This window comes from Salinimicrobium sp. WS361 (assembly GCF_050750585.1).
Classification (GTDB): domain Bacteria; phylum Bacteroidota; class Bacteroidia; order Flavobacteriales; family Flavobacteriaceae; genus Salinimicrobium.
This window is the reverse complement of sequence record NZ_JBOJLM010000003.1, coordinates 87,410-108,771: the sequence shown is the minus strand read 5'-3', so window position 1 is coordinate 108,771 and position 21,362 is coordinate 87,410. Positions and strand designations below refer to the sequence as shown.

At 41.9% G+C, this 21,362-nt stretch carries 13 protein-coding genes; 3 read left to right on the top strand and 10 right to left on the bottom strand.

The genetic code is table 11. From position 1 onward, the window contains the following. The first annotated feature begins 45 nt into the window (after window positions 1–45). The 3 genes from ACQ93I_RS03980 to ACQ93I_RS03970 all read left to right on the top strand — a co-directional run bounded on the left by ACQ93I_RS03980 (window position 46) and on the right by ACQ93I_RS03970 (window position 6,772). A complete protein-coding gene (locus tag ACQ93I_RS03980) occupies window positions 46–2,028 on the top strand; it encodes a hypothetical protein (RefSeq protein ID WP_431697243.1) in 1,983 nt (660 codons plus the stop codon). A gap of 409 nt (window positions 2,029–2,437) precedes the next feature. Then, window positions 2,438–3,916 (top strand): vanadium-dependent haloperoxidase, encoded by a 1,479-nt coding sequence (locus tag ACQ93I_RS03975; protein ID WP_431697242.1) that lies wholly within the window; start codon window positions 2,438–2,440, stop codon window positions 3,914–3,916. Window positions 3,917–4,228: 312 nt separating this feature from the next. Beyond that, window positions 4,229–6,772 carry a glycoside hydrolase family 9 protein gene (locus ACQ93I_RS03970; RefSeq protein ID WP_431697241.1) on the top strand — a complete coding sequence of 848 codons (2,544 nt, stop codon included), beginning with the start codon at window positions 4,229–4,231 and terminating at the stop codon, window positions 6,770–6,772. Window positions 6,773–6,916: 144 nt separating this feature from the next. On the opposite strand, the gene ACQ93I_RS03965 is transcribed toward ACQ93I_RS03970, so the two are convergent. From ACQ93I_RS03965 to ACQ93I_RS03920, 10 genes are all read right to left on the bottom strand, one after another. Beyond that, window positions 6,917–7,864 carry an alpha/beta hydrolase gene (locus ACQ93I_RS03965; protein WP_431697240.1) on the bottom strand — a complete coding sequence of 316 codons (948 nt, stop codon included), beginning with the start codon at window positions 7,862–7,864 and terminating at the stop codon, window positions 6,917–6,919. A 149-nt stretch (window positions 7,865–8,013) separates the two neighbouring features. Beyond that, window positions 8,014–9,633 carry a sodium:solute symporter gene (locus tag ACQ93I_RS03960; protein ID WP_431697239.1) on the bottom strand — a complete coding sequence of 540 codons (1,620 nt, stop codon included), beginning with the start codon at window positions 9,631–9,633 and terminating at the stop codon, window positions 8,014–8,016. 2 nt (window positions 9,634–9,635) lie between these two features. After that, window positions 9,636–10,814 (bottom strand): aldose epimerase family protein, encoded by a 1,179-nt coding sequence (locus ACQ93I_RS03955; protein WP_431697238.1) that lies wholly within the window; start codon window positions 10,812–10,814, stop codon window positions 9,636–9,638. 18 nt (window positions 10,815–10,832) lie between these two features. Next, the gene (gene araA / locus ACQ93I_RS03950) at window positions 10,833–12,341 is read right to left on the bottom strand and encodes an L-arabinose isomerase (RefSeq protein ID WP_431697237.1); all 1,509 of its coding nucleotides are present in this window, start codon (window positions 12,339–12,341) and stop codon (window positions 10,833–10,835) included. A gap of 83 nt (window positions 12,342–12,424) precedes the next feature. After that, the gene (locus ACQ93I_RS03945) at window positions 12,425–13,129 is read right to left on the bottom strand and encodes an L-ribulose-5-phosphate 4-epimerase (RefSeq protein ID WP_431697236.1); all 705 of its coding nucleotides are present in this window, start codon (window positions 13,127–13,129) and stop codon (window positions 12,425–12,427) included. Further along, window positions 13,126–14,811 (bottom strand): ribulokinase, encoded by a 1,686-nt coding sequence (locus ACQ93I_RS03940; RefSeq protein ID WP_431697235.1) that lies wholly within the window; start codon window positions 14,809–14,811, stop codon window positions 13,126–13,128. Before ACQ93I_RS03940 ends, ACQ93I_RS03945 begins: the two co-directional genes overlap by 4 nt. A gap of 173 nt (window positions 14,812–14,984) precedes the next feature. Then, window positions 14,985–17,378: a beta-L-arabinofuranosidase domain-containing protein gene (locus tag ACQ93I_RS03935; protein ID WP_431697234.1), complete on the bottom strand. Its 2,394-nt coding sequence runs from the start codon at window positions 17,376–17,378 to the stop codon at window positions 14,985–14,987. Between the two features lie 24 nt (window positions 17,379–17,402). Beyond that, on the bottom strand, window positions 17,403–18,944 hold the full coding sequence (locus ACQ93I_RS03930; protein WP_431697233.1) for an alpha-N-arabinofuranosidase: 1,542 nt from the start codon (window positions 18,942–18,944) through the stop codon (window positions 17,403–17,405). A 200-nt stretch (window positions 18,945–19,144) separates the two neighbouring features. Next, the gene (locus ACQ93I_RS03925) at window positions 19,145–20,104 is read right to left on the bottom strand and encodes a glycoside hydrolase family 43 protein (RefSeq protein WP_431697232.1); all 960 of its coding nucleotides are present in this window, start codon (window positions 20,102–20,104) and stop codon (window positions 19,145–19,147) included. Window positions 20,105–20,173: 69 nt separating this feature from the next. Further along, window positions 20,174–21,346: an alpha/beta hydrolase-fold protein gene (locus tag ACQ93I_RS03920; protein WP_431697231.1), complete on the bottom strand. Its 1,173-nt coding sequence runs from the start codon at window positions 21,344–21,346 to the stop codon at window positions 20,174–20,176. Window positions 21,347–21,362 lie beyond the last annotated feature (16 nt).

Sequence of the window (21,362 nt, the reverse complement as noted above, 5' to 3'; positions counted from 1 at the left end):
TAAGTTTTGGATTAGTTAAACCAAAGCTGAAGAAATTAAAATATCATGACAAGATTTAATCTACACCACAACAGAATTAAAACTTTTCTGAGCAGCTGCGTTTTTTTAGCATTTATTCTCCTTCCGCACAATTCAGACGCACAAGCCGAATTTACCACCTGGGGAAACATGACAGGAATTCGAATTGACAATCAATTGATGGAATTCAACAGCAGTCTTTCGGTAGAAAACCAGTGGGGCGAGACCTGGCGCACGCGAAAAGAAGGACAGAATATAGATTTCAAAAGAGAGGGTTCAAAAAAGATCTTTTCCTATCAGATGAAAGATCTCAAATGGACAAAAACTATTGAAACTCTGGGAGACGCAAAGGCAGAAGTGGAGGTTACTTTTGTTTCTCCTAAAGACACCTTGATCAATGCGGCTTACTTTACCATTGATCTCCCTAAGGAATTTGGTTCCGAAACAACTTTCAGCTTTATTAGCCATGGAAAAGTGGAGATGAAAGATCTTCAAAATGGCGCTACCAAAGCAGACTATAAAGCTCCCGCGCAGGGAATGACCATCGAGTCCCCTACCCGTAAACTTATAATAAATTTTGCCAAACTGGCTGAAGTGATCATCAACAGGGAAGAGACGGAGATAGGAAATGTAAGGCTCAATTTCGTTATGGCTTCAGGTGAGATCAAGGCAAAGGATGTCCATAGAAATACCTTTACTATCGCTGCTTCCGGGGAGATAGACAAGAGTCCGGTGGCAATAAAAGTCTTCCCTGGGCAGGAAGAAAAAGCTTTTGACGGAATTGGCGGAAATTTCAGGCTTCAGAATGCAGCTACAGATCCGCAGGTAATTGACTACACTCTGAAAAACCTGGATGTGACCTGGGGAAGGGTGGAAATGCCGTGGCAATACTGGCATCAGAATGAGGATGAAGATCCGGCAGCACAGGCTCGAAAAGGGCAAATACACCCTAAAGTAAAAGCGGCCATGGAAATGGCTCAAAAGCTTGACGAAATGGACATCCCGGTCATGCTGGCCGCCTGGTTTCCGCCAGATTGGGCTATTATTGGGGAGCGGTTTAAGGGTAAACATCCTGACGGAAGCATGGGTAACAAATTGGATCTCACTAAGAGTGACAAGATCTATCGTTCTCTTGTGTCATACGTTAAGTACCTGAAGGAAGAATACGGAGTGGAAACCGTGATGTTCTCCTTTAACGAATCAGATCTAGGGATTGATGTGCAGCAAACAGATGTAGAGCACAATGAATTGATAAAAACAATGGGCTCTTTACTTCGGGCCGAAGGCTTAGAAACAGAGTTCCTGTTAGGTGATACTGCCGATGCCAACGGCTGGGACTTCACCACCCTTGCCTCCACAGATCCCGAAAGCCTCCCGTACATTGGCGGAGTTTCCTTTCACTCATGGAGAGGATACACAGAGGAGAACCTTCTAAAATGGAGGGATATTTCAAACCGGGTTGGAGAACCGCTGTTCATTGGAGAAGGAAGTATAGATGCCGGAGCATGGAGATATCCTCAGATCTTTGAAGAACCAACCTATGCACTGGAAGAGGTAGATGTGTACATAAAAATGATGAATATTGCGCAGCCACTTTCCATCCTGCAATGGCAGCTAACGGCAGATTATTCGGTAATGTCTGGAGGAGGAATTTTCGGAAATCATGAGGACGAATTATATCCCACACAGCGCTTCTTCAATTTAAAGCAACTCAGTAACACTCCTGAAGGCCTATTTTACATTCCGGTAAAAGTAGATAAGGAAGGGATCAGGGCAGCTGCACTTGGGGACAAATCCAAAGGCAGTTATGTCATTCACCTTGTAAATAAAGGCGCTACACGAAATGTAAAACTCACGGGACTACCAAAAGATCTTAAAACAATGAACCTGTATATTACTAATCAGGATTCTTCTTTTAAGAAACTGAAAAATGTAAAGGTGCAGAATGGAACTGCTGAATTTAGCCTCGAAGGTGCGAGTTTTGTTTCGCTGTTTAGTAACAAAAAATAAAGTCACTTTCAAATATTAAACCGTATTCAAGAATGAAAGAACGTATTTTGTGAAGCTGAACTTGTTTCAGCTTCTAATTGATGTAAATTTTCAGTTGGTTAAGATTCTGAAATAATTCAGAATTTCATTTTCTCGACTTTTCCGGCATTCTCTTTTTAAAAATCACGTCTTCAGAATGAACCTTCAAAAATGTCATTTTCAGGACCTGTTGAAATCTATGTTCTATTTTGTCTGTTATTTTATCCAGATTCTTCAGGGAAACCTCTATTTCGGGTAAAATGGGATTTTTCAGCTGAACATAAAAGCAGGCGGAACTATTTTTTGTCTCATTCTATGGTCATCTTTTAGTCAACTTTTTAGGATTTTATTTAAAAAAAGGTTAAAATAGCTCAATTAATCCTTTTTAGAAATGAAAAAGACAGTTCTATACCTTTTTACGCTATTGCTTTGTTATAGCGGTACATCAAATACATTTCCTCATCAAGCATTTGATCACATTAAGGAAAGGGAACCAAAAGGAGTTGAAAATGTGGCTTACAAGTGGGGAGAAATGGCTCTGATTGCAACTGCAAATGATACGGAGAAGTTTAATCCCAGGCCCACCGTAACCTCTCGCTTCCTTGGACTTATTTTTACAGCGGTTTTTGACGCCTGGTCAAGATATGATGAAAAAGCCATTCCTGTCTATTTAGAGGAAGTTGACCGAAGACCCGGTAACGAGCAAAACTTACGAAATAAAGAGATTGCAATTAGTTACGCAGCCTTCAGGGCTCTAAATGAATATTATTATACAGATGAACCCCTCTTTCGGGAGTTTATGGTGGAATTAGGATTAGATCCCAATGATCTTTCTCTAGATCCCACTACACCTGTAGGTATAGGAAATTTAGCGGCAAAAGCTGTTATTGAGACAAGGCGTAATGACGGTGCGAATCAATACGGTGATGAACCAGGATCCAATGGTAAGGCTTATTTTGACTATTCAGGATATCAACCGGTTAATACTGTTGATGAGAATTCGGACCTGAACAGGTGGCAGACTAAATATTTTTCTGATGGGAATGGAGGAAAGTTTGCTCCCGCCTGTCTCACACCCTACTGGCATAAAGTGAAACCTGTAGGTTTACAATCTGCAAAACAATTTAGGCCGGGACCTCCACCAATGGTTGGCTCAAAACAACTTGAAGAAGAGGTTAAGGAAGTGGTAGAACTGCAGGCAAATCTTTCTAATGAACAAAAAGCACTGGTGGAATTCATGAGGGATGGCCCCCAATCTGTACAGCAGGCAGGCCACTGGCTCAAGTTTGCCCAGGAAGTTTCGGTAAGGGATAATCATACTCTGGATGAGGATGTAAAGATGTATTTCTACAACCAGATCACTGCAATGGATGCATTTATTGCCTGCTGGGACACCAAAATGTTCTATGATTATGCCAGGCCCTATGCCTTAATTCACTCGTTTTACAAAGATAAAGATATCACCGGTTGGGGAGGTCCTGAAAAAGGAATGATAAAGCTGAAAGGGCAATCCTGGAGACCATATTCTCCTGATACCTTTTTATGCCCTCCTTTCCCCGGTTACGTTTCGGGCCATAGTGCAGTGAGCGGTGCCTGCGCTGAAGCCCTCAGGCTTTTTACTGGTAGTGATAATTTTGGGGCTCAAGTTAAGTTGATTCCCGGAAGCCTTACTGAACCCAATAGGGTTGGTAAAGAAGTGACCTTACAATTTCCCACATTTACAGAAGCAGCTGAGATGGCCGGATTTTCAAGAGTGTTGGGTGGATACCATATCCAATCGGACAACCTGAAGGGATTGGAATTGGGAAGAAATGTTGCACGGGAAAACTGGAAATTCTATAAAAAACATATTGGGGAAGTGGTAAATTAAAAACAAAGAAGTTTAAAACTGGGCCTTGTCTCTTCAAAAATAAGATTTGCTAAATATTGCTTTCGTTAACGGCGACAGTCGGAGCAATTCCCTTATTGGCTCGTGGTAATTTTTTACAAGATACTAATTCACTTGAACGGAATTAAATCGCAGGATAAAAATTTAAAATCCTCGCGCACAAAATCGGGCATTCTTTTAAGAGGTTAAACCCCTGTATATTTGAAATTTAGACTTCATGTAATTAGCAATAAAATAGATTTGTGTTATATTTACACTTCACCTGCCAATTCAGTGCAAATTTATTTAATTGAGATGAGTAGAATAAAAATTTTATCGGCTGTAGTGCTGCTACTAACAGTATCCAATATGACATGGAGCCAGGATCTAAAATTGAATGACCAGGAATATTTTGAGACGCAAGGTGTCAACGTTCTTGTTTACAACAACCTTTTTACAGGAGGCTTCAACGATGAAAAAACTGCAGGGATAGAACTTATCCACCATGGCGTAAGAACAGCTCAAGGTGGCGCCGTGAGGCTTTCCAGCACACCCGAGCAGTGGGATCTTGTTCCCTCAATACCTACACGAAAGGTAGACCCTGCCTCGAAAAGCATTGAGTCTATTTTAAGATATGATGATTTTGACTTTGAATCGAGAGTAGTTGTTACTGCTAAGGGTAAAGGGGTTGAAATATCTGTTTACCTGGATGAATCCGTTCCCAAAGAACTTGAAGGAAAAGCCGGATTCAATCTTGAATTTCTTCCCTCACAATATTGGGCTAAAACATATTTGATGGACGGGCGTATCAATCGTTTTCCGCGCTATGTGGTAGGTAACACTATTACAAAGCCGAACAGTGAAAAGCTTAAGCAATTTAAAGGTTATGAAACCTATGATGACAGGGGGACCGGCGAATTTATTGAGCCGCTTCCTCTCGAAACCGGGCGTATGCTTCTTCTTGCCCCCGATGAGCCTTCCCGTACGGTAAAAATCACGTCGCAGGGTGCCGATCTAATGCTTTTTGACGGACGTGTTCTTGCACAAAATGGATGGTTTGTGGTTCGAAGTCTGCTTCCGGAAGGAAAAACTGGTAAGGTACTAACCTGGACGGTTGAACCAAATGCAATTGAAGGTTGGGTAAGAGAACCGAATATAGGTTTTTCACAAGTTGGATATCTTCCATCACAGGAAAAAGTCTCCGTCATTGAACTCGACAAGAAAGACAAACCCCTTGCAAAAGCTTCAATACATAAAATTAACGAAGACGGCGAGACTACTGAGGTATTTAGCGGCCATATCGAACCCTGGGGTGATTATTATAAATACCATTACGTAAAATTCGATTTTTCTTCAGTTGACACTTTCGGTATATATTATATCCAGTATGGAGACACTAAAACAAATAACTTTATAATAAACAACAGTGTCTACGACAAAATTACTGATGCCACCAGCGATATCTGGATCCCCATTCACATGAATCATATGTTCGTTAAGGAGGGATACAGAGTGTGGCACGGGGAGCCTTTCAAGGATGGCTATCTGCAGGCTCCACCAAATACAGATCATTTCGATCTTCATGATCAGGGTCCTAAAACCGATACCGAATATGAAGGGCTGGAATTGATCCCTGGTTTGAACGTAGGGGGCTTTTTCGACGCCGGAGATTTTGATATTGAAACTGGATCGAATATTAGCGTCGTGCAGAATTTCGTCCAGACCTGGGAGTACTTTAAACCCTTACGCGATCAGACTTTTGTTGATCAGGAAGCACGGCATGTTGTTCTGCACCGTCCAGATGGCACACCAGACATATTACAGTTTATCGAGCATGGAACCTTGAACCTGGTGGCCCAGGCAGAAATTATTGGTCACATGACGCAGACGCTTTCTAATTCTGTTCTTCATAATTACCACCACCTGGGTGACGCAGCATCCTTGACAGACGGACTTCCTTATAATCCGGATCTTGGTCCTTACGAAGTAGCTGCTGACGGCCAGTCGAGCGGAGTGAAGGATGATATGTGGGCATTTACAAGTCGCAATCCCAGCCTTGATCTCAGGGCAGCAACTATGTTTGCTGCAGCAAGCCGGGCGCTAAAAGGATATAACGACGATCTTTCAGAAAGAGCTCTATTTCAGTCCAAAAGGCTGCTGAAGGAAGCTACAGAATTGCTTGCCAAACAGCCACAGGACAGTATCGGCAGGGAGTGGACATCTGTAGCAGATATTTCCACTAATCTTCAGCTGTATATCTCAACAGGAGAGCAACAATATAAAGATAAATTCCAGGAACTTCTGTGGCCTGCGCTTGACCGTAACGTCAGCTTTGTGATTTTAACTGCATTACATGGTATACCTCATATGGATGCATCTTATAAGGAAAAGCTACGACCATATGTCATGAAATACAATGAATATATTGCCGGGCTTGAAGATGATAATCCATACGGGGTACCCATTGGTCTTGGTAACTGGGCAGGTAGCGGATACATTGTAAACTTTGGTACCACCATTAGCTTTGCCAACAAACACTTTCCTGATATTATTGACCCCAGTCATGCATTCAAAACTACCGACTGGTTATTTGGAAAGCACCCATATCACAATTATTCATTAGTGGCAACAGTGGGTGCAGCACGTCCCAAGGAAGTGTTCTATGGCAATAACAGAGCAGACTTTTCATTCATTCCAGGCAATGTTGCTCCGGGTATTCTATTCAGAAAACCTAATCACTTTGAAAACTATGACGACTGGCCATTCCTGTGGGGACAAAACGAAGGTACGATTGGCGGAAACACCAGTTATTTAATCTTTGGGTCAGCTTTTAAAAATCTGGTAATAGACAAAGATTAGATATATAAGTCTATTCAAAAACTGATAAACATCTTATAATTATTAAGCGCAAGCAGTAAGATTTAAATTTAACTTACTACTTGCGCTTTTCTTTTTAGTTAGCAACATCTTTTCTAAAGATATTGACTTCTGGTTTGCATCTCTTTAATCTTCAGCTCCTGCTTTAAGAAACTTGTTTACTTCAAGCCAGTAAATAAAAGCATCGAACCAGCGATTACTTGTACGGTCAGGATTTCCCAGGCCAAAACCATGCCCACCGTTCTGGTAAAGGTGAAACTCAACAGGTATTCTGGCTTTGTGCCAGGACTCGATCAAACCGAATCCTCCCTGGAAGAGGAAATCATCAGCAGCAATAACGTTAAACATTGGAGGGGCATTCTCCGGCACCTCCACTTCATTTAAACCACCGTAAATTGGTCCGATGAAAGCCAAATCCATAGTTTTGGAATTCAAAGCTGAATGCATCGTAAGGCCCGCACCGGCTGAAAACCCGATCATTCCAATATTGCTGGGATCCACTCCCCACTCTTCAGCCCGTTCTACGATCATAGCATAGGCTGCCTCGGCATCTTCAAGTTGGTTCTCCAGGTTCCATCGCGGACGCTGAGGTCTGGTTACTTCCTCACCATCCTGCGACTCTGCCGGGGGTGTCATGGGGCGACTCATGTAGTCCTTAAATTCATCGAGTGACTCAGGCGTTGGGTGAAGCCGGTATTTTAAAACAAAGGCGGCAATTCCTTTCTCCGCAAGAGCTTCTGCCACTTCCCAACCTTCATTACCCAAAGAAAGCCATCTAAAGCCTCCTCCCGGAGCCACAATAACGGTGGTACCGGTCGCCTTGTCTGGATCTGGCAGAAAGGGAGTGAGTGTTGCAGTTGTGATATTCCGCGCCATGGGATCGCCCCACTGCCGAAACCAGGTCTCCTGGGCGGGCTGATCTTCAACACCCCCCGTTCCTAATGGAATGGCATTTGGTTCTTTAGGATTTTCAAGTGGATAAATAGTTCCATCCTGCGCCCATCCCGATGCAGCAAAGACAAATACAAATGTCCACATGGTAGACCTGAGCAATTTCATTGGTGAATAAGTCATAATAATTGGTTTTAAGGTTAATAATTTAAAATCTATAATATGGTTGTAAATATTCAGGTTCACCTGCCATTTTCCTGAAGGCAATTAACATTGCCTTACTCCATCGTGCTTAATCTCTTAGCCCCCTTCATCTTCCTTTGAACCATGTATTATTCCCCGCTAAAAAAAATCATTACTGCGGCCACTATTATTAAGATGAAAACAGAGACAACAATGTCTTTCCAGTTGTAACTATTCTTATTGTTCTTTTTCTCTTCCTCAGATATTGTTTGAAAAGTAAGATTATCTGTTTTCTCCTTGGCGGGAGCAGGCGTAAGATGACTCACAACTACAATAAGGATAATACAGAAGAGGAAAAACCAGGCTCCAAAGGAAAGGAAATTACTTCCTCCCAAAACGTACAGGTAACCGTCCGGATCAAGTGAATCCTTAGTGATCTCAAGAACGATACGTATCGCACCAACAACAAGACCTGTTATTAAAGTTACAAAAGCTCCGGTTGCATTAATTCTCTTGTAGAAAATCCCAAGAAGGAAAACTGCGGTAATTGGAGGAGCAATATAAGACTGCACACTTTGCAGATATTCATACAACACTCCTGAAATATTGGCCATAATAGGAATCCAGACAATACCAATAATAACAATTACTACGGTGGCATACTGGCCCGTTCTTACCAGTTTCTTCTCTGGAGTATTTGGTCTAAGCTTCTTGTAGATATCCACAGTGAAAAGCGTGGAACAGGAGTTAAATACTGAAGCCAGGGAACTCATTAATGCTGCCAGTAAGCCGGCAGCGACCAAACCTCTTAAACCAGATGGTAACAGGTTACTCATCAAAACAGGAAAAGCCTGGTCTGGGCTATCCCAATGAAGCTCTCCTCTCATTTTAAGAGTAAGTGCAATGATCCCGGGAATAAGGAATAAAAATACCGGCAGCAATTTTAAAAGTGCTCCGAAGATCGTACCTCTCCTACCCTCTTTAATATTCCGGGCGGTAAGTGCCCTTTGAACAATATATTGATCTGTACACCAATACCAAATTCCCACTATTGTACTTGTAATCAATAACGAAGGCCATGGGAAATCGGGATCTGTAGCAGGACGCCACATATTGAAATATTCGGGACCTACAGTGTCCACCATGCTCTCCCAGCCTCCAACTCTATCGAGACCAATAAAGGTTAAAGCTGCTGCACCAAGTACGAGGATAATGGCCTGCAGAGTTTCAGTGTAAACAACTGCTCTCATTCCGCCAAGTACGGTGTAAATACCCGTGAGAATTACAGTAGAAAGGGCTCCTGTCCAAAAATCTATTCCCAATAGCGCCGAAACCACAATTCCTCCTGCATAAATAGTTACCGAGATTTTGGTGAGAACGTAAGCTATAATTGAAAAAATGGAAAGCACCCAACGGGATCTTGCATCAAATCTTTTTTCCAGAAATTCTGGCATTGTGAACACTCCGCTTCGGGCATAGAAAGGGAGAAACACCCATCCAAGAATAAGCACCACCCACGCCTGGATCTCATAGATCAACATGGGGAGTTTATTCCCGGCACCGGCTCCCGCCAATCCCACTACGTGTTCTGAACCAATGTTTGATGCAAAGATGGAAGCCCCCACCACAAACCAGCCAACATTTCTTCCTGCTAAAAAATAATCTTCAGTATTTGACTGTTTCTTTTGGATCACCCAAACGGCAATCCCCACAAGAATAGCAAAATAAATACCTATCGAGATCCAGTCATAATTATCTAACGTCTGCATATCTATTTTACTGAAAATTTAAAAGTTGTTTTTGTAGCATAGGTTTCACCCGGTTCAAGGACAACAGAAGGAAAGTTCTCCTGATTTGGAGAATCTGGATAATGTTGTGTCTCCAGGCAGAAGCCACTCCTTTTTTCGTAATTACCGTCGCCATACTGAAGCGGTAAACTTCCATCCAGGAAGTTTCCTGAGTAAAACTGGATTCCGGGTTCGGTAGTGTGAACTTCCAGCATTCGGCCGCTTTCCGGATGGTATGCAGAAGCAGCAAAACGCATCCCGCCATCCTGCTCATTCAGCACCCAGTTATGGTCGTATCCGCCGGCTCTTTGAAGCTGTTCATTATTTGCATCTATATCTTTTCCAATTTGCTTCGGTTCTCTGAAATCAAATGGGGTATTTGCCACATCCCGCAATTCTCCCGTAGGAATAAGATTTTCGGTCACGGGAAGGTACTGGTCAGCATTGATCTCTATCTCGTGATCCAGAATGGTATTCGAAAAATCTCCAGATAAGTTAAAATAGGCGTGCTGGGTTAAATTCAGTACAGTCTTTTTATCGGTTGTGGCTTCATAATCAACATCAAGAGAATTATCATCGTTTAGGGTATAGGTGACAACAGTTTCAAGCCTGCCGGGATAGCCTTCTTCCATATCTTCACTAACATATGATAACTTAAGGGAGGTGCTATCTGCCTCTTCAACTGTCCACACAACTTTGTCAAAACCTTTTTCACCACCGTGCAAATGATTTTGGCCGTCGTTCTGCGCCAGGGTATATTCTTCCCCATCCAGGGAAAATTTTCCATTAGCGATCCTGTTTCCAAAGCGACCAATCAAGGCTCCAAAAAATGGATTATCTTCGAGATATTGCTCAAGAGAATCAAACCCCAGCACAACATCTTCATAATTCCCATTGGCATCTGGTGCTGTAAGAGAAGTTATTCGTCCCCCATAGGTGATTATCTTAACTTCCATTCCGCTTTCATTCTTAAGCGTATACTGCTCTACATTCTCACCATTGGGTGTGGTACCATATTCTTCCATTAAAACGTTTGCGTTATTAACAGAATTAATATCTCCCTCTACAGTCTGAGAATCTTTATTTTCATTTTTGCACTGAACGAATGCAAGGGCTAAAATCAAAAAGCCACAACCTAAAAAACTTCTTTTTACTGTATTCATATTTGGATTGGTTTAGTTTTACATCCCGTGTTGAAACAGGTGGTAATAAGCTTCGTTAGCATTCATTTTATCTTTAAATTCCCTGATGCTCGTTTTTTCATCGATCACCAATAGTTCTATTCCGGCGATGTCTGCAAAATCTTCCAAAAATTCGGTAGTAAGGGCCTGCGTATACACAGTATGGTGAGCCCCCCCGGCGAGGATCCATGAAGTCGCAGCGATATCAAGATTGGGTTTTGGATCCCAGAGTACCCGTGCGACAGGTAGATTTGGCAGATCTGCTTCCGGTTTTACCGCGTCCACTTCATTGACGATCAACCTAAACCTGTTGCCCATATCAACTAAGGAAGCATTGAGGGCAGGACCTTCGGGAGAATTAAAAACAAGTCTTGCAGGATCTTCTTTTCCTCCAATTCCGAGCGGATGCACTTCACAGGAAGGCTTTCCTTCAGCAATAGAAGGACAGATCTCCAGCATATGGGATCCAAGCACGTAAGATCTCTGCGGAGTGAAGTGGTAAGTATAGTCTTCCATAAAGGAAGTTCCACCTTCAAGTCCATAGGTCATCACTTTCATGGCACGTAAAAGGGCAGCTGATTTCCAGTCCCCTTCGGCTCCAAATCCGTAGCCGTCGGCCATTAACCGCTGAACGGCAATTCCCGGCAATTGTTTCAGCTCACCAAGGTTCTCGAATGTATCGGTAAAGGCTTTAAAACCTCCTTCATCAAGAAAAGCACGAAGACCCAGTTCAATTCTTGCAGCTTCTTTCAGGGAATCTCTTTTTTCACCGTTCTTCTGAATTTTTTTTGAAAGATTGTAAGATGCTTCATATTCTTTCAACAGCTTATCAATTTCGGCGTCTGAAACTTTATTGATATGCGCAACAACTTCCGAAGAATCGTAGCCATTGACCGAGAAACCAAATCTCATTTGGGCAGCCACTTTATCTCCTTCAGTAACAGCTACCTCGCGCATATTATCACCAATACGGGCAACTTTTAGATTTTGTAGTTCATCCCATCCAAGCACCACTCTGCACCAGTTGCCTATTTTTTGCTGTACACGCTCTTCCTGCCAGTGTCCTACGATCACTTTTCTCTTCTTGCGCATTCTGGACATCATGAAACCAAATTCCCGGTCTCCATGTGCAGACTGGTTAAGGTTCATAAAATCCATGTCGATCTTTCCCCATGGAATTTCAGCGTTAAATTGCGTGTGAAGGTGACAAATAGGTTTATTAAGAATACTCAGGCCCGTAATCCACATTTTGGCGGGCGAAAAAGTGTGCATCCAGGTGATGATCCCTATACACTTTTTCTCTGTGTTTGCCAGCTGGAGCAGGTTCGTAATCTCATTAGGGGTCTTGACGGTATCTTTGTGAACTATCTTTAACGGAATCTTTTGTGATCCATTAAACCCATCAACTATGGCTGCGGAATTCTTTGCGACCTGGTTAATAGTTTCTTCCCCATAAAGGTGCTGACTCCCGGTTACAAACCAAATTTCCTTTTCTTCTATCTTGATCATTTATTCTTAAATTAGGGGTTTTTTAATAATATAAGACCTCACAGCCCCGAAGCCTCGGGGCTGTGAGGTCTAGCGTTCGCTAGTTATTTTTGTCCGTAATAGGCATTCTTACCATGCTTACGTTCGTAATGTTTTTTTATAAGAGCATCCTTCAGTCGTGGTGCTTCGGGGTTTATCTGAAGTGTCAAAAATGCCATTTTTGACACCTCTTCCAGGACCTTACTATTGTATACAGCTTTGGCTGCATCTTTGCCCCAGGTGAAAGGCCCATGGTTACCAATGAGCACCATTTGAACTTCTTCATAGGAAAGGTTCTTATCCCTGAAACAGTCCAGGATCTGTATCCCGGTGTTGTGTTCATAATTCCCCTCGATCAAATCATCGCGCATTGGCGGGGCACATGGAATATCTGCTGTTAAATGATCGGCATGAGTGGTTCCAAAGATGGGAATGTCCCGTTGCGCCTGCGCCCAGGCTACCGAATAGGTTGCATGCGTATGCGCCACGCCACCTATTTCTTTCCAGTTCCTGTATAAATAAGCATGGGTTTTAGTATCTGAAGAAGGTCTCATTTCCCCCTCAAGAACATTGTTCTCAAAGTCGAGGATCACAATATCTTCAGGTTTTAGATCTTCATAAGGCACGCCGCTGGGTTTAATAGCAAAAACGCCTTTTTCACGGTCTACGGCACTAACATTTCCGAAGGTGTAGATCACGAGCTTCAATGCATTGAGCTGCATATTGGCCTCGTAACATTCCTGTTTTAATTCCTGATAAATAGAATTCATTTTTTGCTGATTTTTCGGGCTGCACTTTTTTCGGCGAAGGCTCCCAATTTTTTATACTCCTGCATTAGCTCTGCATAGACTTTCACTTCTTCTTTCTTCGGAAGGTATTCTGCTTCAAAATCACTTCCCAGGGTTTTACTGGCTTCGATTACGTTTGGGTAAAGCCCGGCGGCAACGGCGGCATAAATGGCAGCTCCAAGAGCCGGTGCTTCATCTGAAGCAGCTACTTTTATAGGCATATCCAGCACATTTGCCAGGGTTTGCATAATAAAAGGAGATTTTCTCGCCACCCCTCCAATTCCTATCACGCTATTGATCTTCACCCCTTCTTCCTCAAAACGGTTCACGATCTCTTTGGAGCCAAAGCAAATTGCATTGATTAAAGCTTTAAAAATATGGGGGGCTTTTGATCCTAAAGACAGGTTGGAAATGGCACTTTTCAACTCCTGATTGGCATCTGGAGTCCTTCGGCCATTGATCCAGTCAAGGGCGATGGGTAGACTCTCAAAAATGTCAATTTTCTCTGCTTCTTCTGAAAGTTTGCGGATAAAGTTCTTTTCGGTTTCTGCTTTTAGTTGCTCTTTTTGTTCTTCAGAAATTATATCTGAATTAAAAATGAGATTATCCAGGGGCCATGAAAGTACATCTTTGAACCAGGCAAGGACATCCCCAAAAGCAGATTGCCCTGCTTCCAGGCCTATCATTTCGGGAATTACCGAACCGTCTACCTGACCACAAATCCCTTTTACCGTTTTATCTCCAACGTTTTCCCTGGATGATATAATAATATCACAGGTAGAAGTTCCCATAACCCGAACCAGCGTGTGCTTATCGATCTTAGCACCTACCGCACCCGAATGCGCATCAAAAACTCCAACAGCAATGACACAATCTGTACTCAATCCTAATTTCTCAGCCCATTCTGCGCTCAAGTTTCCGGCAACCTCATCTGAGGTGTAGGTCTCATCATATAATCTTCTGCGAAGCTGCCCCAAATAAGGATCAAGCCTATTGAGAAAATCTTCAGAAGGAAGTCCGCCCCAGCTTTCATACCACATGGCTTTGTGACCTGCCGCACAACGGCTGCGTTTAAAAGCCTGTAAATCCTGATCTTCCAGGAGCATAAAGGTCATTAGATCGCAGTGTTCCATCCAGGAATAAGCTGCATTTTTTACCTTTTCATCTTCCCTGATGACGTGCGTGATCTTCGCCCAAAACCATTCGGAAGAATAAATTCCGCCTTCGTATTTTGTATAATTCTCTCCTCCCCAGTTTTCTGCCAAATCATTGATCTCATTGGCTTCATTGATGGCAGTGTGATCTTTCCACAAAACCATCATGGCATTAGGATTTTCTTTAAAACCTTCGACTAATGCCAGCGGAGTTCCTTCTTTGGTAACTGCAATTGGAGAGGAGCCCGTGGTGTCTATACATATCCCTTTTACTGCCTTACCGTCAATTCCACTTTTTTCTACCACCCCTTTGATGGTCTTTTTAAGACCTTCAATATGATCTAAAGGATGCTGCCGGAATTGATTTATCGCAGCATTGCAATACTTCTGCTCCTTCCAGCGAGGGTAATAATAAGTATCTGTGGCCATTTCTTTCCCATTTTCTGAGTCCACCAACACGGCTCTCACTGAATCGGTTCCGTAATCAAGGCCTATAACATAGTTCTTCATCTTTATAATAATTACTTAAAACAGATACCCAAATATAAGCTTCTTTTTCTTTAAGTGTCGATGAAACACTTATGAATTTTTAACAAAAATTTAAATTAATATAAATTTTTTGAAAGAAATATTATTTAACGATTAATAATTTTCCTGATAATTTCGAAACTTTTTTTATTGTATTATTCTTCTTTTAATAGCCTAACATCATAAATTCCAGCAGTACGGGAACCTGGTGCTGCTTCAAATTTAAGTCTTAAGATTCCATTACTGTTTTTTACAAGACCGGCAGGAAGTATATAATCCTTTTCAAAAAAGCGATTCCCCTCTAATCCGTGGAAACTTTCTTCTGCAATGACTTTATCATTGACATAAACTTTAAAATTACGCCCATTGTCTCCTCCAAAGTAGGTGATCCTAAGTTTTCTGGCCTGTTTTCCCTTATCGACAAGATTATAGCTAAACCAGCCTTCAGCACCTCTCCAATGGCGATCGCGATGAGTGCCAATACTGGAGTTTTGGCTTTCTATAAAATGATCGGCCTCCGGTTGTTGTTCTCCCGGGGCAACCCTGTCAATGGTTAAAGCTGCCAATAACTTTTCTTCCTCCTCCTTTTGCTCCAGTTTCTTCCTGATCTTTTCAATACCTTCGGTAGTTTCCAGAGGAAGATAAACTGCATACCTCGAATCGTGGAGCTTGTAAAATGGTATAAACTCAAGGTCTTTAAACTTGGCCGGGTAGATAACTTCTGAAGCCGAAAATGTCAAATTCTTACCGGGAACTTTCTTCACCAGCGTTTCTATGTTCTCAGTTTCATCTGAAATGAAATATGGCATTTCTGAAAGAGGAATGATCTCCCCGGCTGCAATGTGCCCACCCCTGCTGTCATCTGCAAAAAGTCCGTACATGTCTTCATTCCCGGTCTTAGCTGCCAGGACAATAGGTCCATATTTTAAAGCCTTATAATCTGAACCATCGGGAAGTCTTTCAGAAGTTAGGTGCATAGGTAATTTTACATCTATTTTATCGCCATTACTCCATTGCCTGTTAATGGAAATGTAAGTTCCAGGTTCTGCATTGACCTCTATGGGTTCACCGTTTACTTTAATTTCAAGCTCCCCGGGAGTAATCCAGCGAGGGTATCTTATTTTCAGGTTAAAATCCTGTGGACTTTTAGCTGCTACATTGAAGGATGTAAATTCTTCTTCAGGAAAAGAAGTTTTCTGAGTAAGTGAGAGACCTCTCTCTTTCCAATTTAATGTGGAAGGTATAAAAAGATTTACATAAAGATCATTTTCAGAATAGGCATATATGAATTCATTGTACTTGCCATGATTTTCAATCCCCGATCCCACACAGCACCAGAAACTGGTTTCCGGCTGGGAATACACCCGGTAATGTCCCGGGCGCATGGGGGTGAAATAGACAAATCCTCCTTTTTCGGGATGTTGAGATGACAAAATGTGGTTGTATAAGCCTTCCTCGTAATAATCGAGATATTTCTCCATGCCATCGGCCTGGAAGAGCTTTTTGCTCAATTTGAGCATATTGTAAGTATTGCAGGTTTCGGGTCCCTGCACATCATTGATCATTGCAGAAAAATCTGAAGCAGGATGAAAATGTTCCCGCACACTATTACCTCCAATAGCCACAGTGCGTTGATTCACCACGTTTTCCCAAAAATACTTAGCAGCATCATGATATTCTTCATCACCGGAGAGTGCTGCCACGGCTTCAAAGCCAATTATCTTGGGTATTTGGGTATTTGCATGCATTCCGTTCAAGACATCGTTTTCATCACTTAAAGGATTCAGGAGTGCCTTTTGGGAAAATTGCCGGGCCAGGTTCAGGTATTTTTCTTCACCTGTGATCCTTGAAACATCTGCAAAAACCTCATTCAATCCGCCATGTTCAGAAATAAGAAGGGATTGGATCTGTTCATCAGAAAGATTTGCTGTAAGGTCGATCATCCAGTCGGTAAAATCGATTAGCATTTCTTTAGCCATTTCATTCCCTGCATGTTGGTATGCATCGAGCAATCCCGCATAGGTTTTATGGATGTTATAAAGAGGAACCCATCTGTCGTTTAAACTGAAACTAGCTGGTTTGAGCTCTCCCGATCTAATTTCGGCCCATACCTCTTTACTTCCCGGAACACCTCCAATATAGCCAGTGCCATAGGCCTCCTGCGCACTTTTAAGTTCAGAAAGCATATATTCTAATCTTTCATATGCCTCTTCACTACCTGCAGATGCATACATTTGTGCCAGGGCAGTGAGGTAATGACCTCCTATATGTCCATCCAGTCCTGAATTCTCCCAGTTAGGATAGCTTGAAGCTTTTGGCTCTAAACCCGCTTCCCGTAGAAAGGGGGCTAATAACCTGTCTGGTTCTAATTCCAGGATATAGTCCAAATCTGTAAGCATGGCCTGCTTAAATGGCCCCTCTCCCAGTTCAACCTCCTGAAGCTTAAAAAATTCAATTGAGCTTTTGCTTTGAGACCAAACCTGAGATCCAAAAGAAAAAACAACGAGTATTGAATAAAACAGAATATTACGATTAAAACCTTTTATCATTACCTGGCTTTTTGATTATTTATATTACCTAGTTGAAGAAAGCACTACAACTGAAAAAGGAGGTAAGACCATTGATAATTTGCCATTTTTGAGACTGAAGTCTTTAAAATCCTTAATTGAAATTTTATTCGGATTATCAAAGGTATTGTGATCCTGGATTTTTCCTGATCGAAGGATTTGTCCCTGCATTTTCTTCACATCCATACCTTCCAGATCAATTTCAACCTTATGTTCCTTTTGGGCATCTATATTGACGAGAGAAATATTCGTGACTCCGTTCCCACCTTTTGAAGCCGAAACAGAAATGGCCGGTAAAGATTCCCCGTTGAAAGTGTACTCAGGAGAATCAAAAGCCACCGGCAGCAACTTAGCATCGTGGTGCACTGTATACATTTTGAAAACATGATAAGTGGGGGTAAGAATCATTTTCTCCCCTTCGGTAAGTATTTGTGCCTGCAAAACATTCACAGTCTGGGCGATATTGGCCATTTTTACCCTCTCACTATGATTATTGAAGATATTCAAAGTTGCCCCTGCAATCATTGCATCTCGCATGGTGTTCTGCTGATAAAGGAATCCCGGATTGGTACCTTCTTCTACTTCGTACCAGCCACCCCATTCATCTACAACAAGGTCTATTTCTTTTTTTGGATCATATTTTTCCATGACCTCTATGTGCTTGGTAACAAACTCGTCCATTTTTAAAGCTTCTTTCATGCTTTTAAAATAGATCTCTTCAGTATATCCTGTGGCGGGACCTTTTTCTTCCCAATCTATTACAGCGTAATGATGCAATCCAACTGCTTCAATAAGAGATTTAGGGACATCCCGCATAAGAACTTCGGTCCAGTGATAATCGTCTCCCGTAGCTCCGGCAGCGATTCTATAGAGATTGTCCTTATTTTCCCCGGCGATCATAAAAGTTGCATATTGCTTATAGATGTTAGCGTAATATTCAACGGTCATATTACCGCCGCAGCCCCACATTTCATTTCCAATTCCCCAGTATTTTACATTCCATGGTTCTTCTCTCCCATTTTCTTTTCTCAGCTGAGCCATAGGACTTCCTTTAGGATGATTGGTATACTGAACCCAATCGGCGAAATCCTTAACTGTTCCGCTACCAACATTTCCTGATATAAAAGGCTCGGCTTCCAATTCTTCACATAGATTTAAAAAGTTATGGGTTCCAAAACTGTTGTCTTCAGTTACCCCACCCCACCAGGAGTTTACCATGGTTGGTCTCTCTTCCTGGGGACCTATTCCGTTTTTCCATTGATAGGTATCGGCAAAACAGCCGCCGGGCCATCTTAAATTCGGAATCTTTATTTCCTTTAATGCCTTTATAATATCTGTTCTTACCCCATCTTTATTTGGAATTGCACTGGTATCCCCTACGTAAAATCCGTCGTAAATGGATCGTCCAAGATGTTCAGCAAAATGACCGTAGATATGTTTACTGATTTCTGGTGCATTTTGATCTGCGTTCACGGTGATCCTCGTCTCCTGCGCCAGTAACAATGACTGGCACATAAAAAGAAGGATAAAAAGGCTGCTAATTTTCATGATTTATTTTTTTAAAATGTATTACTCATAGTCATTTCTCAAATTTTTCAAAGCTTTTTTAATATGGAAAACAATTTGCGTGTTTACTCATACTCCTTTTCCGAAGAAGCTCTGGAGTCTATTTGTACCTTGTGATTTTCTGTACCTCATTCCGGATCTTTCAGCCATTACAAGTTTTTTACTTCGGAAGAAAATCAAAACTATTCTATAGCTTCTACTCCTTCCTCGGTTTGTTCTACTCTTTGAATTGTACCGTCCTCGTTGTAGTGCATGTAATCTACTGCAACAGATCGGCGGTAACTTCCTCCAGTAGGTAACAGGCCGTTATGGTAAAAGAAATAATCTTTGCCTTTGTATTCAATAATACCGGGATGTATTGTAAAACTATTTGGTGCACTACCGGTGATAATTCCCTGATACTCCCAGGGACCTACCGGACTATCTGAGGTTGCATACTCAATTCTTTCGCGCTCTTCTCCCTTGCTGGCGTAGACTAAATAATAGATTCCTTTTCTTTTGTAAACCCAAGGGCCTTCTATAAAGTTCTTCGGATTATCATATTGAATAGGCCCATCTAATTCCACCATATTATCTTTTAATTTAACAGTTTTAAGACTGCCATTACCCCAGTACAAATAAGCCTGGCCATCATCATCTACAAAGACTGAAGGATCTATATCATCCCACCCATGCGGATTGTCGGTAGTCATTTCATTATAAATCAATGCCTCTCCTTTGGCATCTTTAAACGGTCCTAATGGAGAATCGGCTACTGCTACCCCTATTGCTGCACCACCGTTACTCCTGCCGTCCTTTTTATGGAAGGTGGATACATAGAAGTAAAACTTCCCGTCCCTTTCTTCAACCTCGGCTGCATAGGCATCACCTGTTGCCCAGGAAAAATCTTTAGGGGAAAGCTTTGGCCCGTGATTGGTCCAGTTCTTCATGTCTGTAGTAGAAAACACCAACCAGTCTTTCATTTCATAATTGGTTGAGGCTACAGATGCCGTGTCATGACTGGTGTAAAGATATAAATTGTCGTTATGGACAATTGGTGCCGGATCTGCCGTAAATGGGGTCTGGATAAAAGGATTCTGCGAAAAGCCTGTTCCCACTGTCAGAACCAGACAAAAGCCCATTAAAATTTCTTGAATCTTCATAGTTTTTATTTTTTACAGTTAATAATTTTGCTCCTAATCTTTCTTTTTAATTTTATTCGATGGAATCGTTTAATTCTGATGTTCTTTGAACAATAATTGGGCGTATTGGTATAAACTTCTTCTCCAGGTCAACCATTCATGTCCGGTTTCGGGCGATGAATAGAAAACATAATCTATATCCTGCTTTTCAAGCATATCACGAAATGCGTTCACTGTTTTAAAGAATACTTCAGCCTCTTTAGTGCCCAGGCCTAAAAAGATCACATTAAGTTTTTCTTCAACATCTTCAGCATTGCTAAAGGCGCCGTTTAAAAAAGTATCGGCATCAAGTTCTTTATCTCCGGGGAAATTTGCTGTCCCGCTAAAACCTCCATAATATGAGAATTGATCCAGGTTATTCATAATAATGCTCATGGTTTGACTGGCACCCATGGAAAGCCCGGCGATGGCCCGATGCTCCCGATTTGCAATTGTCCTGAATTTCTTATCGATTTGAGGAATAACTTCCTCTATCAGCACTTCTTCAAAAGATGATCGCGGACGCCTTCCTCCTGCATTCTCCAGGACTTCAGGTCTGTAAGCATAACCATTATCCATTACTATGATCATGGGTTCTGCATCTCCTGAAGCAATAAGGTTATCCAGAATTAAATTGGCATGTCCCTGAGAGGACCACCCGGTTTCATCTTCATAACTACCGTGCTGAAGATAAAGTACCGGATATCTCTTATCCAAATTTTCAAAATATCCGGGAGGGGTGTAGACAAAATTACGTCTCCACTGTCTTGTGATTTCAGAGAAATAAAGATTCTCTGAAACAGTCCCATGGGGAACATCTTTTAAAGCATAAAATTCTTTATCCTTTGCAGGGATTTCGATCCCGCTTCCCCATCGACCCGCACCATAGTAATATTTCGATCCTGGATCTGGCACTGAAGCACCATCTATATTTAGCTGGTAATAGTGAAAGCCTTCATCCTGTGGAGCCGATTCTCCTATCCATATCCCCTCTTCATTTTTTTCAAGGTCATACTTCACACCACCAATATCCAGCTGTACATTATTCGCTTCGGGAGCTTCTATCTTCACCCTAACCCGTCCTTCTGAATTAACTTTGGGAAATTCCTTCCCGGGTTGGTTTACCACAGAAGGTTCGAAATCCTCCACAATTTTCTCTTCCGATTGTGCAAAACTAAAGACACTGGAAAGGATAAAAGTAAACAGCAATAATTGATGTCTCATAATTACAAGATTTTGT

Coding starts and splice junctions, on each gene's coding strand:
- ACQ93I_RS03930 (WP_431697233.1), bottom strand. CDS start 18,944: ATGAAAATTAGCAGCCTTTTTATCCTTCTTTTTATGTGCCAGTCATTG.
- ACQ93I_RS03940 (WP_431697235.1), bottom strand. CDS start 14,811: ATGAAGAACTATGTTATAGGCCTTGATTACGGAACCGATTCAGTGAGA.
- ACQ93I_RS03935 (WP_431697234.1), bottom strand. CDS start 17,378: ATGATAAAAGGTTTTAATCGTAATATTCTGTTTTATTCAATACTCGTT.
- ACQ93I_RS03970 (WP_431697241.1), top strand. CDS start 4,229: ATGAGTAGAATAAAAATTTTATCGGCTGTAGTGCTGCTACTAACAGTA.
- ACQ93I_RS03980 (WP_431697243.1), top strand. CDS start 46: ATGACAAGATTTAATCTACACCACAACAGAATTAAAACTTTTCTGAGC.
- ACQ93I_RS03960 (WP_431697239.1), bottom strand. CDS start 9,633: ATGCAGACGTTAGATAATTATGACTGGATCTCGATAGGTATTTATTTT.
- ACQ93I_RS03925 (WP_431697232.1), bottom strand. CDS start 20,104: ATGAAGATTCAAGAAATTTTAATGGGCTTTTGTCTGGTTCTGACAGTG.
- ACQ93I_RS03945 (WP_431697236.1), bottom strand. CDS start 13,129: ATGAATTCTATTTATCAGGAATTAAAACAGGAATGTTACGAGGCCAAT.
- ACQ93I_RS03975 (WP_431697242.1), top strand. CDS start 2,438: ATGAAAAAGACAGTTCTATACCTTTTTACGCTATTGCTTTGTTATAGC.
- araA (WP_431697237.1), bottom strand. CDS start 12,341: ATGATCAAGATAGAAGAAAAGGAAATTTGGTTTGTAACCGGGAGTCAG.
- ACQ93I_RS03955 (WP_431697238.1), bottom strand. CDS start 10,814: ATGAATACAGTAAAAAGAAGTTTTTTAGGTTGTGGCTTTTTGATTTTA.
- ACQ93I_RS03965 (WP_431697240.1), bottom strand. CDS start 7,864: ATGACTTATTCACCAATGAAATTGCTCAGGTCTACCATGTGGACATTT.
- ACQ93I_RS03920 (WP_431697231.1), bottom strand. CDS start 21,346: ATGAGACATCAATTATTGCTGTTTACTTTTATCCTTTCCAGTGTCTTT.